The sequence below is a fragment of the Kitasatospora sp. NPDC001119 genome, assembly GCF_053598475.1.
Genome location: NZ_JBSFKI010000037.1, coordinates 86,147 through 98,345 on the forward strand (window position 1 = coordinate 86,147; position 12,199 = coordinate 98,345).

The window sequence follows — 12,199 nt, forward strand, 5'->3', positions numbered from 1 at the left end:
GGACGACCCTATCGTCCTCCGGGTGCCGCACCCGTGGCGGCCTGCTCGTTCACCCGTTCCGGGGCCGGTTCCGGCTGCTCCTCCGGTCCCTCCTCCGGCAGTACGCGGTCGCGCAGCCGCAGCGCGGAGCCGAGTCCGAGCGCCAGCACGCCGAGGACCAGGGCGAGGACGGTCCGCAGGCCGTGGGCGTCGGCCAGGCCGCCGAGCGCCGGTGCGGCGAGGCCGCCCACGGACATGGCGAGTCCGAGGGTCAGCCCGCTGGCGGTGCCGGGCCGGGTGGGCAGGTAGTCCTGGGCGAGTGTCACCTGCGGGGCGAAGGGCAGGAACATGGCCAGCCCGAACGCCACCGCGCCGGCCATGGCGACCGCGACGGAGGGTGCGAAGGCCACGGCGGCCAGGGCGGGGACGGCCAGCAGGTAGCCGGTGCGGATCGGGGTCATCCGTCCGTGCCGGTCGCCGAGCCAGCCGCCGAGCAGGGTGCCGGCCGCCCCGGCCAGGGTGAGCAGGGTCAGCGCCGCGGCGCCGGTTCCCGTCGAGCCGTGGAGGTCGCGCTGGATGTGGAGGGCGAGCATCGAGGTGACGGTCACGTAGGGGATCGACCAGGCGACGGTGGTCGCGGCGAGGCGTCCGAACGCCCGCCAGTCGTCGCGGTGGGCGCTCGTCGCCGCGCCCCGGGCGGCGGCCGGGGTCGCCGGGGTGTGGCCGCGGTACCGCAGCCAGCGGCCCTGCGCGGCCCACAGCAGGGCCGTCACCAGCGCCGGGACGGCCAGCAGCCAGCTGCCGCCCAGGCCGTACGCGCCGACCACGAGGGTGACCAGGGCCGGTGCCAGCGAGGCGCCGAGGGTGCCCCCGACGGAGAACAGGCTCATCGCCCGCTGGGACTGTCCGCCGGCGACCCGGGCCTGGTTGGTGGCGGCCGGGTGGTAGGCGGCGATGCCGATGCCGGCCAGCGCGGCGAAGAGCCAGGTCAGCGGGTAGCTGTCGGCGAGGGCCGCACCGGTGATCCCGGCCGCGGCGGTGAGGAAGCCGGCCGGGATGAGCCAGCCGCGGGGGCGGCGGTCGACCAGCAGGCCGAACAGCGGCTGGACCACGCTGGACAGGCCGCTCGCGGCCAGGGCGATGCCGGAGACGGCGGTGTAGCTGTAGTGCCGCTGGGACATCAGGAAGGGCAGCAGCGCCGGGACGGCGCCCTGGTAGAGGTCGTTGACGATGTGGGTGCCGGTCAGGAAGGCCAGCTGTCCGCGCTTCACCGCGTCCCCCGCTCGGGCCGCGCCGTGTTCTGCCCGGTCGCCCGCTCCAGGACGGCCGCCTGCCGGGCGGCGTGGTGGTGCCAGGGCCGGGCCCGTTCCAGCTGGGCGCCGAGGGAGAGCAGGAGGCCCTCCTGGCGGAGCCGGGCGGTCAGCATCATGCCGATCGGCAGTCCGTCCGGGGTCCAGTGCAGCGGCAGGCTGATCGACGGCCGGCCGGTGAGGTTCGCCACCGGCGTGCGCGGGGTGACGGCGAGCATCCGGGCGTAGGTCCGCTCCGGGTCGTCCGGGTCGGCCAACGACCCGACCGGCAGCGGCGGTTGGTCCGTCGTGGGGCTCAGCACCGCGTCGAATCGGTCGTACCGGTGGCAGATCGTCCGGGCGGTGGCGGTCAGCGAGGCCATCGCCGAGGCCAGCCGGACCGCGCTGTGCTCGTTGCCCCGGGCGCGCAGCCAGCGGGTCAGCGGCAGCAGCCGGTCCTCCCGCTCCGGCCGGACGGGCACGGCGGCGGCCAGCACGCTCCACAGCACGGTGAAGTCCGGCACGTACTCGGCCGGGTCGAACGGCGGGGCCTCCTCCACCCGGTGGCCGAGGTCGGCGAGCAGGTCGGCGGTGCGGCGGGAGGCCAGCGCGGCCTCCGGGTGCCACCCGTCCGTCCGGGGCAGGACGCCGATCCGCAGCGGGCCGGGCTCACGTTCGACGCAGGCCCTAAAGTGGCCGGCGGGGGAGGCGGGCAGGGTGCTGCCGTCGCCCGGGACGCTGCCGGCCATGACGTCCAGCAGGAGGGCCGCGTCCAGCACCGTCCGGGCCAGCGGGCCGGCGGTGGCCAGCCCGAAGGCGTCCGTGCCGGGGGCGGTCGTCACCCGGCCCCGACTGGGCTTGAGGCCGACCACGCCGCAGGCGGCGGCCGGGATCCGGACCGAGCCGCCGCCGTCGCTGCCCAGGGCCCCGGCGGCCAGTCCGGCGGAGACCGAGGCGGCCGCCCCGCCGCTGGAACCCCCGGCGCCGCGGCCGGGGTCGTACGGGCTGCGCGCGGTGGCGTGGACCGTCTCCGTGTAGGCGGAGCAGCCGAACTCGGCGGCCGTGGTGGTGCCCAGCAGTACGCCGCCCGCGGCCCGGAGGGCGCCGACCACGGCGGCGTCCTGCGGAGCGACGCGGTCGTCGAAGGCGGCGGAGCCCGCGGTGAACGGGAGCCCGCCGACCGGCCAGGTGTCCTTCACCGACAGCGGCACGCCGAGCAGCGGCGGCAGCCCGGCGCCGTTCCCGGTCCCGGTCCCGGCGCCGTCCCCGGCGGCGGCCAGCCGGGCCTCGGCCGCACGGGCGGCCCGGCGGGCGCCGGGCGCGTCGACCGTGCGGTAGGCGCCGAGCACGCCGTCGAGCTCCTCGATCCGGCGCAGGTGGTGGTCGACGAGTTCGGTCGGCGAGACGGTGCGCCCGCGGATCGCCGCCGCCTGTTCGGCCAGCGTCAGGGCATGGAGGTCTGACATGATCACTCTCCCCAAGTAGTCCTCAGGTCCCCAGGTCTTCAGGTCCTCTGAGGACTTCACCATAGAGGCGGGCCCGACTCGATGGCAAGGCAAGCCTTACCGGCTACCCGGGTGCGCGTTGGTCCTGGCGGATGGGCGGTGCGCGCCCCTTCCTCGCCTTCGATCGCACCCGCTCTTCCAGATACTACGGTGACCGTACTATGGTGATCGGCGTGACGAAGAAACGCTCCATGCAGGAGCCCACCTTCCTGCTGCTCACCGCCCTCGCCGACCAGCCCCGGCACGGCTACGCGCTCGGCGACGAGGTCGCCGCGATCTCCGACGGCCGGGTCCGGCTCGGCGCCGGAAGCCTGTACGGCACGCTCGACCGACTGCTCGCCGAAGGCCTCATCCGGGTCGAACGGGAGGAGACGGTCGACGGGCGACCCCGCCGCGTCTTCGCCCTCACCCCGACCGGCACCCAGGCCCTCACCGACGAGAGCCGGCGGCTGCGGGCCGCCCTCCGCGAGGCCGACCGCCGCCTCGCCATCACCCGGAACAGGCTCGCGGGAGGCCCGGCATGACCGCGCACCAGGACCACCAGGACCACCAGGAGCAGAGCAGGGAGGGCCGCCTGGCGGCCCACCTGCTGCGCCGCGCCCTCGCCCTCTACCCGGCCTCCTACGGCACCCACGCGCTGGCGGAGGTCGCCGATCACGCCGAGCGCCGCGTCCGAACCGCGAGTCCGCTCGCTGCTCTGCGCGAGGTGGCCGATGTGGCGGGGCACGGGGTCCGGGTCCGGCTCGGCCTGGTCTCCCACCGGCCGGCGGGCCGGGCCCTGGCCACCGCGGCCCCGCTCGCCGCCGCACTGGCCGGCGGCTACGCGGCCGTGCACCTCTATTGGGCGGTCCGGGCCGCCACCGACCCGGACGGCGGGATGCGCGTCGGGTCGCTCGGCGCCACGATGGCGCTGCTCGTCCCGGCGGTGCTGATGGCCGTCGCGGCGCTGACCGGCCGTTGGACGGCGGCCCGCGCCCTGGCGGCGGCCACCGTCGTGGCCCCGCTGCTCGTCCTGCTCGCCGGCCCCGAACTGCCCGGTGCGCACGCGCGGGGCCCGCTGACCTACGGTCTGGTCGGCCCGGACACGGTGCTGTTCGCCCTCAACGCCCTGGTGCTGCTGGCCGCCCCGCCGGACCGCACCACGCGACCGCGCTCCGCCGTGCCGTGGGCGGTCGTGCTCACCACCACGGCCTCGGACGTCGCCCTCGTCCTGGTCTCCGGCCCGGGGGAGGGAGTGTTCTTCCGGACCGGATTCCCCCTCGTCGCCCCGGTGGTCGTCGGCGCGGCCGTCGCCTGCACCACCCGTACGGTCCGCTCGGCGGCCCTGACGGCCGTCGTCCTGGGGGTGCCGCCCGTGGTCGCCCCCACGCTGACGGGCTACTACGTCATGAACGCGACCGCTGTCCTGTTCCTGGTGGTGCTGTTCACCGTCGGGTACGCGGTCGCCCTCGCGGCGGTCCGGCTGACGGGCCGGTTCGGCCCGCGGACCGACCCGCGGACCGACCCGCAGCAGCCCTGATCCCCGGGCACGGCCCCGGCCCCGCGTCGTGAACCCGCGCGTACGCCCGCGGGTCCGCGCGGCGTCGGACGAATGGTGGCATCCGGCCTGGTCGGGTCGGATGCCACCATGGCCGGCCACCCACGCGGGTGGCAGCCGGGGCCGGTGGGTCAGGGCGCCCTACGCCCCGGCGAGGAGCATCCCGCCCATCGCCAGCATGGTCGCCGCGACCAGTCCGTCCAGCACCCGCCAGGCCCTCGGCCGGGACAGGACGCCGCTCAGCAGCCGGGCGCCGAAGCCCAGGGCGGCGAACCAGCACAGGCTGGCCAGCGCCGCGCCCGCGCCGAAGGCCCAGCGCAGGTCGCCGCGGTCGGAGGCCAGCGAGCCCAGCAGGAGCACGGTGTCGAGGTACACATGCGGGTTCAGCCAGGTCATCGCCAGGCAGGTGAGGACCGCTCGCCGGACGGACCCGGTCTCCGGTCCGCCGCCGGTGAGCGCGGCCGCCGGATCCGGGCGCAGCACCCGTCGGGCCGCCAGGAAGCCGTAGCAGAGCAGGAACGCCCCGCCGACCAGGCCCACCGCGGTCAGCGCCGCGGGCCAGGCCGTGACCACCGTGCCCACCCCCGTCACGCCGAGCGCGATCAGCGCCGCGTCCGAGACGGCGCAGATGGCGACGACCGCGAGGACGGCGTGCCTGCGGGCGCCCTGGCGCAGGACGAACGCGTTCTGGGCCCCGATGGCCACGATGAGGGAGAGTCCGGTACCGAATCCGGCGAGTGCGGCGGCGATGGTGCTGCTGGTCATGGGTCCGACCGTATGGACCGCGTATAGATGAGTACAGCTAAAGATTCTAAAGTAACCTTAGCCGTACTTATGGACGAGCTTCCCCTGGACCAGGTCCGGACCCTGCTCGCGGTGGTCGACGAGGGCACCTTCGACGCCGCGGCCGCCGCCCTGCACGTGACCCCCTCCGCCGTCAGCCAGCGCGTCAAGGCCCTGGAACAGCGCACCGGTCGGGTCCTGCTGATGCGCACCAAGCCGGTGCGGCCCACCGAGTCCGGCGAGGTGGTGGTCCGGTTCGCCCGCCAGCTCGCCCGGCTGGAACGCGACGCCCGCGCCGAACTGGGCCTGGCGGCCGAGCAGGGCCCGGCCCGGGTCCCGATCGCGGTCAACGCCGACTCCCTCGCGACCTGGTTCCTGCCCGCGCTCACCCGGGTGCCGCAGGACCCGCCGATCTGCTTCGAGCTCCACCGGGAGGACGAGGCCCACACCACCGCCCTGCTGCGCGAGGGCCAGGTGATGGCCGCCGTCACCTCCTCGCCCGACCCGGTGGCCGGCTGCACCGTGCGGCGGCTCGGGCTGGCCCGCTACCTGGCCGTGGCCACACCGGAGTTCGCGGCCCGTCATCTCACCGGGGACCTGGCCGAGGATCTGGGCCGGGCCCCCACCGTGGCCTTCGACCGGCGCGACGAGCTCCAGGAGGAGTTCGTCCGGTCCCTCACCCTGGGGCGGTCGGGCGCCGGGCGGATCCGCCACCTGGTGCCCGCCTCGGACGGGTTCCGGGACGCGGTGGCCGCAGGTCTCGGCTGGGGCCTGGTGCCCGAACCCCAGGCCGAGCCGCTGCTGCGGTCCGGGCGGCTGGTGGAGCTGGCACCCGCTCGGCCGATGGACGTCCCCCTGTACTGGCAGCAGTGGAAGCTGGACTCGCCCGCGCTGTCCACGGTCGCCGAGGCCGTCGCGGCGGCCGCCGCCGAGGCCCTGCGGCCCGGGCCCACCCGCCGCCGGCCGTAGACCGCTTGGGGCTCGGCCCGCCCTCGCTATCCCTCGAGTCCTTGGTCCTGCCCGTTCCGCAGGGCGGCGCCGTGGGCGAGCAGGACGCTCAGCGCCACGTAGTCCGATCCGGGGCGGCGGACGGGCACGAACACCTCCAGCCGGTCCCCTTCGGTGCGGTAGCCCGCCTTCGTCGCGCGCCCCGACAGGGCCCGGCTGCCGACGTGCGAGGCCAGTCCCCGGACGTCGAGCCGGACACCGTCCGCCGGGCGCGCGGAGACGAGGGCGATCCGGGACCAGGCGATCGGGGCGGGGAAGGGGGAGAGGGTCATCCCCTCGGCGGTGAAGGTCAGGGCGCCCCAGCGGAACGACCCGCCCGCGCCGAGCTCGTCCAGGAGGCGTTGCGCACGGGCCACGGCGACGGACTGCGTCGCGTCCGAGACGAAGCGCGCGCCGGTGGTGGGGTGCGCCTTCGTGATCATCCGCCAGAAGCCGCACTCCTCCTGGACCCTGATGTAGTCCAGGCCCCGGAGGCGGATCCGGCCGCCCGCGTAGGGGCGGATCACGGTCTTGAGCACGTCGTGCGAGTGCGCCGAGTTGAAGTGGACGGACACCCGGGTCGACTCGACGGAGGCGATCTCCTGCCACGCGTACCGCAGCGTGCGGCGCCCCGGCCGGCGCAGCTCGAAGCCGTGCTCGTACTCCCGGATCCGGATCCGGGCGTGCCGCACGCACAGGGCGAGGCACCCCAGGGCCGCCACGGGCAGGGCCCAGAACGCGAGGCGGAACGAGGAGTCCTCGTCGTAGTACTTGCCGACGAGGGAGCACAGCACGCCGAACAGGATGAGGAGCACGACCAGCGCGGTCGTCGGCCTGCGTACGTAGGCCCCCTGGTAGGTCCACACCCGCTGCCCCAGCAGCCGCCCGCTCCGCTCCGACCCCGCCGCCGTGCCTGCTGTCACCACACACCTCGCATAGCCGTCCGATACCGCGTCGTCGAGTCTCGGGCGGGTGCGTGCGGGGGACAACGGGAGAACTACTCAATTCCCGCACGCTTTCCGTGCCGGTACCGTCAGCGCGCGTCCGTAGGATGACCACCCATGGGAACGGGGGCAGCCGCGGGGACGTTCGCTGGCCTCGGCGGCTTCGACGCCGAACTGACGCCGCTGATCGGGCGGCGGGCGGACACGGCCCGGATCGCCCGGCTGCTGTCCGGCGCGCGCCTGGTGACGCTCAGCGGCACCGGAGGCGTGGGCAAGACCCGGCTGGCGCTGCGCGTGGCGGCGGACGCGGCGCGCTCCGCCTTCCCCGACGGCGTGTACGTCGCCGAACTCGCCGACCTCCGGGACCCGGAGCTGCTCGCGTCGAGCGTCCTCGGCACCCTCGACATGGCGAATCCGGGGCACCCCGGCGCCGACGCGGCGGCCGTCCTCGCCGCCCGGCTGCGCGAGCGGCGCGCCCTGCTGGTCCTGGACAACTGCGAGCACCTGGTCGACGCGTGCGCCCGCCTCACCGACGCGCTGCTGCGGGCCGCGCCCGGACTGCGCGTCCTGGCGACGAGCCGGCAGCCGCTCGGCATCGCGGGCGAACAGGTCTTTCCCGTGGAGCCGTTGCCGGTGCCGGACGCGCGCGCGGGTCACGGCCTGCGCGACCTGAACGGCAATCCGGCCGTCGCGCTGTTCGTCGACCGGGCCGCCGCCGTGCTGCCCGGCTTCACCCTGACCAGGCCGGACGCCGCCGCCGTCGCCGAGCTCGTCCGCCGCCTGGACGGGCTGCCCTTCGCGATCGAACTGGCCGCCGCCCGCATCCGGAGCCTGACGCCGCAGGAGATCCTGGAGCGGCTCACGGACCGGTTCGCGCTGCTCACCGGCGGGAGCAGCGTCGCCGCCGACCGGCAGCGCACCCTGCGCGCGTTGATCGACTGGAGCCACGAACTGTGCACGGGGCGCGAGCGGTTGCTCTGGGCGCGGGCCTCGGTGTTCCGCGGCGGCTTCGACCTGGAGAGCCTCGAACGGGTCTGCGCGGACGCCGAACTGCCGCCCGCCGCCCTGCTCGACGCCCTCGACGGCCTGGTGGCCCGGTCGATCGTCAACTGCCGCCACGTGCAGGGACGTTCGCGCTACCACATGCTGGAGACGGTACGGGAGTACGGGCACCAGCGGCTGGCCGCGTCCGGCTCGCTCGACGCCCTGCGCGGCCGTCACCGGGACCGGTACGCCGAACTGACCGCACGAGCAGGGCGGGAGTGGTTCGGGCCCCGGCAGGTCGACTGGTTCACGCGCCTTCGCCTGGACCACCCGAACCTGCGCGCCGCTCTGGGATTCTGCCTGGAGCGGCCCGGGCAGGCCCGGGCCGGTCTGGCCCTGGCCGTGTCGCCCCGGCACTACTGGATGACCGCGGGCCTGCTGTCCGAGGGGCGCCACTGGCTGTCGCAGCTGCTCGCCGCCGACCACGCGCAGGACGGCGGTGACGGCGACGGTGACGGCACAGCGGACCCGGATGCCGCCGTCCGCGTCCACGCCCGGGTCACCGACACGTACCTGCGCATCCTGCAGGGCGACCCGGATGCCGACGTACGGCAGGCGCTCGCCGCGTGCGAGGCGGCGGCCGAACAGGGCGGCCACCGGCGGGAGTCGGCGTGGGTGTGGCACCACCACGGGATCCTCGCCGTCTGGCGCGAGGACTACGCGAGCGCCGCCGAGCTGTTCGCGCGGGCGCGCACCGAGTTCCGCGCGCTGGGCTGCCCCGACGCGGCCCTCGAATGCCGGGTCAAGTTCGCCATCGCGCACGCCTGCGGAGGCGAGGCCGCCGTGGCCGAGGAGGCGTGCGGCGAGGTCGAGGCGGCCGCCCGCACGCACGGCGAGTCATGGCTGCACGGCATGGCCCTGCTCGCCCGCGCCCTGCTGGCCCTGCGCGCGGACGCGCCCGCCGACGCGACCACGCACGCCAGGGCGGCCATCGCCCGGCTGCGCCCGTTCCAGGACTGGTGGGACGTGGCCATGTGCGTGGAGGTCATCGCCTGGAGCACCCGGAACGACCCGCGGCGCACTGCCCGGCTCCTGGGCGTACTGCACCTGTTGTGGGAGTCACTGGGCGGGCGGCTCGGCGCGGCGCCGTTCATGCGCACCCAGCACCTGCGCCTGGACGCCGCGGTACGGGAGGCGCTGGGCGCGGCCGCCTTCGACCGGGAGTTCCGCCGCGGAGCGCGCGCCACCGTGGACGAGGCGATGGCCCACGTCCTCGACGACCCGGCCGGGGTACCGGGCCTGACGAAGCGCGAGAGCCAGGTCGCGGAACTGGTCGCCGAGGGCCTCACCAACAAGGACATCGCGGCGCGCCTCACCATCGCGCAGCGGACCGCGGAGAACCACGTCGAACGCATCCTGGGCAAGCTGGGGCTCGCCTCGCGCACGCAGCTGGCGGTGTGGACGTACGAGCAGCGAGGCGCTCCCGCCCGGGGCCCGCGGCGCCGGGGGCCCGCGGAGCGGTCGCCGGCGGACTGAGTCGGAGAACTGGGTTGTGCGACCCAGCCGCCGGACTTTGTCGTTCGACCCAGCCGATGGACTGGGTTGCTCGACCCAGCCGGCGGACTGAAGTAGCAGACCGAGCCGACGGTCCGAGTCGGTGGACCGAGCCGGCAGACTGAGTCGGTGGACCGAGCTGACAGACCGAGTCGGGGGACCGAGTCGACCGCCCTCAGCCGCGCACGTGCAGCCCGAACCCCGTGCGGCCCGCGGGCTCCAGCCCCTCCTTCAGGTGCAGCGAGGGGATCTCGTAGTCGCCGAAGTTCTGCCGCCGGAACGCGATCGGCTCGGTCGACTCCAGGGTGAGCAGGCGCTGCTCCCAGGCCCGGGCGACGGCCGGGTAGTCCTCGTCGGTCATCCGGTCGCTGCCGTACAGCACGAACGGCGGCAGCACCTCGATGCCCGGGTAGTAGAGGACGCCGTGCTGGAACGGGAACAGCAGGTCGTCGATGGGGCCGCTGATCCCGCGAGCGGCGTAGTGCGACTCCGGGCCGCCGACGGTCACCGACAGCAGCGCCCGCCGGCCCGCGAGGGTGCCCTCGCCGAAGCGCTCGCCGTACCTGGTGGCGCTGTGCTCGCCGACGCCGTACGCGAAGCGGTAGGTGAACACCCGGTCCACCCACCCCTTGAGGATCGCGGGCATCGTGTACCACCACAGCGGGAACTGGAAGACGATCGTGTCGGCCCACAGCAGCTTCTCCTGCTCGGCGCGGACGTCCGGGGAGAGCGTGCCGGCCTCGAAGGCCCGGCCCGAGTCCAGGGCGACCTTCAGCGGACTCGAGGCCTCGGGGCCGTAGTCCGCGGCGTCCACGACCGCCTTCCAGTTCATCGCGTACAGGTCGCTCACCCGTACCTCGTGCCCGGCGGTCTCCAGGGTGGACACCGCGAGGTCCTTCAGCGAGCTGTTGAGCGACTTCGGCTCCGGGTGGGCGTGGACGATCAGCGTCTTCACGGGGGACTCCTTCGGATTGAATGCTCCGATCCTGGACGCCGCGGCGCCCGGCGTTCAGGGGCGCCGCTTCCGTCGGACCGGACTTCCTGGTACCGGCAGGGCCACCCTCGCGGGCACCCGAGCCGGCCGTACGGGCGCCCGCCGCGGCCATACTGAGGGGCATGGACGATCTCGCGGGCTTCCTACGGACCAGGCGTTCCCGGGTCGATCCGGCCACCGTCGGCATCCCCACCGACAGCCGCCGCCGGGTCGCGGGGCTGCGCCGCGAGGAGGTCGCGCACCTGTCCGGCGTCAGCGTCGACTACTACGTACGCCTGGAGCAGGGCCGCGCGACCCAGCCCTCCGAGCAGGTCCTCGACGCGCTCGCCCGCGTCCTCGACCTCGACGAGACCGAACGCGGGCACCTCTACCGCCTCGCGCGGCAGCGCCGCCGCCGTGCGACGGCGCCGGGCAGCCGGGTCCGGCCGGAACTGCTGCGCGTCCTCGACCTGGTGGCCGGCGCACCCGCGCTGATCATGAACCACCGCCTGGACGTCCTCGCCGGGAACCGCCTCGCCGGACTCCTCCTCGGCCGCCCGATGCCGGGCCTGAACACCGCCCGGCACATCTTCCTGGAGGCGGCCGACCGCGGCCTCTACGCCGACTGGGAGAACTGCACCCTCGACGTGGTCGGGCACCTGCGGCTGGCCGCCGGCCAGTACCCCGACGACCCCCGACTGGCCTCGCTCATCGGCGAGTTGGCGATGGGCAGCGAGCGCTTCCGTCGCCTCTGGGCCCGCGCGGACGTCCGCGCCCGCACCCACGGACGCAAGGCGTACCGGCACCCCCTGGTCGGACCGCTGGAACTGCACCAGGAGAACTTCGCGCTGCCGGATGAGCCGGGCATCGAGCTGCTGGTGCTGTCCGCGGCCCCCGGCAGCCCCGCCGAGGACGGACTGCGCCTGCTCGCGGGGCTGGGCACGGACACCGGCGAGCCCCGCGGCGCGGCGGCCGTCGGTGCTGCGGGCGCCGCGGGTGACGAAGACCTGCTTCAGCGGGCGGGGAAGGCGTAGCGGCGGGGTGCCCCGTCAGCGGGTGAACTTCGCGATGGCCGCCGGGGTGACGGGCGTGAAGAAGTTGACGAGGTTGCCGTCGGGGTCGCGGAGCAGCAGGGAGCGGTTGCCCCAGGGCATCGTGGTGGGTTCGGTGACGAAGTCCGTGACGAACCCGGTCAGGTCGCGGTGGACGCGGTCCACGTCGTCGACGAGGAACTCGGTGATGACGCTCTGGTTGGCGGCCGGGCGGGCGGAGCCCGGGGCGAACAGCGGGACGGTGCGGGTGCCCGCGATCGCGAGGGTGGCGCCCGCGGTCCGGAGCTCGGCGAAGTCCTCGGTGGCCCACTCCGCCCGTACCTGCGTGGCGCGTTCGTAGAACTCGACCAGGCGTGCGACGTCGCCGGTGATGATGCGGATCGAAACGAAGTCCATGGTGTCCTCCTGGGACGGGGTCGGAGCCGCGCGCGGTCGCGCGGCTGCACGGTCGTACGGCTGAGCGGCCGTGCGCTCCGCAGACTAGGAGGGATAGTGGACAGAACCTGTCCACTATCCGCCTAGATGAGTGAGTCCGATTGCTGGGCTGGCCGCGACCATGACGAAGGGTGCCCGTTGGTTGGTTTGTGAAGACGAACCTGGACACCCTTCTGA

The 12,199-nt window shown here is 74.9% G+C and carries 11 protein-coding genes; 5 read left to right on the forward strand and 6 right to left on the reverse strand.

Features of this window, described 5'->3' with window-relative positions:
- Positions 1-8: 8 nt before the first annotated feature.
- On the reverse strand, positions 9-1,250 hold the full coding sequence (locus ACWDD9_RS34450; RefSeq protein WP_449813796.1) for an MFS transporter: 1,242 nt from the start codon (positions 1,248-1,250) through the stop codon (positions 9-11).
- Positions 1,247-2,734, reverse strand: coding sequence for an amidase (locus ACWDD9_RS34455; RefSeq protein WP_449813797.1), 1,488 nt, complete (start codon positions 2,732-2,734; stop codon positions 1,247-1,249). Before ACWDD9_RS34455 ends, ACWDD9_RS34450 begins: the two co-directional genes overlap by 4 nt.
- A 230-nt stretch (positions 2,735-2,964) precedes the next feature.
- Between ACWDD9_RS34455 and ACWDD9_RS34460 the strand changes: the two genes are divergently transcribed.
- Complete coding sequence (locus tag ACWDD9_RS34460) at positions 2,965-3,297, forward strand: PadR family transcriptional regulator (RefSeq protein WP_079272352.1); 333 nt, start codon at positions 2,965-2,967, stop codon at positions 3,295-3,297.
- Complete coding sequence (locus ACWDD9_RS34465) at positions 3,294-4,292, forward strand: hypothetical protein (RefSeq protein WP_449813798.1); 999 nt, start codon at positions 3,294-3,296, stop codon at positions 4,290-4,292. Before ACWDD9_RS34460 ends, ACWDD9_RS34465 begins: the two co-directional genes overlap by 4 nt.
- Before the next feature lie 159 nt (positions 4,293-4,451).
- On the opposite strand, the gene ACWDD9_RS34470 is transcribed toward ACWDD9_RS34465, so the two are convergent.
- Positions 4,452-5,075, reverse strand: coding sequence for a LysE/ArgO family amino acid transporter (locus tag ACWDD9_RS34470; protein ID WP_049651185.1), 624 nt, complete (start codon positions 5,073-5,075; stop codon positions 4,452-4,454).
- Positions 5,076-5,144: 69 nt separating this feature from the next.
- Here ACWDD9_RS34470 and ACWDD9_RS34475 point away from each other — a divergent pair, with 69 nt between their 5' ends.
- Entirely contained in the window at positions 5,145-6,062 is a 918-nt protein-coding gene (locus ACWDD9_RS34475) for a LysR family transcriptional regulator ArgP (RefSeq protein ID WP_449813799.1), read from the forward strand.
- A gap of 26 nt (positions 6,063-6,088) precedes the next feature.
- On the opposite strand, the gene ACWDD9_RS34480 is transcribed toward ACWDD9_RS34475, so the two are convergent.
- Positions 6,089-7,003 (reverse strand): hypothetical protein, encoded by a 915-nt coding sequence (locus ACWDD9_RS34480; RefSeq protein ID WP_449813800.1) that lies wholly within the window; start codon positions 7,001-7,003, stop codon positions 6,089-6,091.
- A gap of 138 nt (positions 7,004-7,141) precedes the next feature.
- Between ACWDD9_RS34480 and ACWDD9_RS34485 the strand changes: the two genes are divergently transcribed.
- The gene (locus tag ACWDD9_RS34485; RefSeq protein WP_449813801.1) at positions 7,142-9,544 is read left to right on the forward strand and encodes an ATP-binding protein; all 2,403 of its coding nucleotides are present in this window, start codon (positions 7,142-7,144) and stop codon (positions 9,542-9,544) included.
- Positions 9,545-9,737: 193 nt separating this feature from the next.
- On the opposite strand, the gene ACWDD9_RS34490 is transcribed toward ACWDD9_RS34485, so the two are convergent.
- Positions 9,738-10,517, reverse strand: coding sequence for an NAD(P)H-dependent oxidoreductase (locus ACWDD9_RS34490; RefSeq protein ID WP_074003580.1), 780 nt, complete (start codon positions 10,515-10,517; stop codon positions 9,738-9,740).
- A gap of 161 nt (positions 10,518-10,678) precedes the next feature.
- Between ACWDD9_RS34490 and ACWDD9_RS34495 the strand changes: the two genes are divergently transcribed.
- The gene (locus ACWDD9_RS34495; protein ID WP_449813802.1) at positions 10,679-11,569 is read left to right on the forward strand and encodes a helix-turn-helix transcriptional regulator; all 891 of its coding nucleotides are present in this window, start codon (positions 10,679-10,681) and stop codon (positions 11,567-11,569) included.
- Positions 11,570-11,584: 15 nt separating this feature from the next.
- On the opposite strand, the gene ACWDD9_RS34500 is transcribed toward ACWDD9_RS34495, so the two are convergent.
- Positions 11,585-11,983 carry a VOC family protein gene (locus ACWDD9_RS34500; protein WP_380775195.1) on the reverse strand — a complete coding sequence of 133 codons (399 nt, stop codon included), beginning with the start codon at positions 11,981-11,983 and terminating at the stop codon, positions 11,585-11,587.
- Positions 11,984-12,199: the final 216 nt, after the last annotated feature.

Excerpts from the sequence above, each read along its gene's own strand:
- ACWDD9_RS34455 (WP_449813797.1), bottom strand. The coding sequence starts at position 2,734 with ATGTCAGACCTCCATGCCCTGACGCTGGCCGAACAGGCGGCGGCGATC.
- ACWDD9_RS34460 (WP_079272352.1), top strand. The coding sequence starts at position 2,965 with ATGCAGGAGCCCACCTTCCTGCTGCTCACCGCCCTCGCCGACCAGCCC.
- ACWDD9_RS34465 (WP_449813798.1), top strand. The coding sequence starts at position 3,294 with ATGACCGCGCACCAGGACCACCAGGACCACCAGGAGCAGAGCAGGGAG.
- ACWDD9_RS34470 (WP_049651185.1), bottom strand. The coding sequence starts at position 5,075 with ATGACCAGCAGCACCATCGCCGCCGCACTCGCCGGATTCGGTACCGGA.
- ACWDD9_RS34475 (WP_449813799.1), top strand. The coding sequence starts at position 5,145 with ATGGACGAGCTTCCCCTGGACCAGGTCCGGACCCTGCTCGCGGTGGTC.
- ACWDD9_RS34485 (WP_449813801.1), top strand. The coding sequence starts at position 7,142 with ATGGGAACGGGGGCAGCCGCGGGGACGTTCGCTGGCCTCGGCGGCTTC.
- ACWDD9_RS34495 (WP_449813802.1), top strand. The coding sequence starts at position 10,679 with ATGGACGATCTCGCGGGCTTCCTACGGACCAGGCGTTCCCGGGTCGAT.
- ACWDD9_RS34500 (WP_380775195.1), bottom strand. The coding sequence starts at position 11,983 with ATGGACTTCGTTTCGATCCGCATCATCACCGGCGACGTCGCACGCCTG.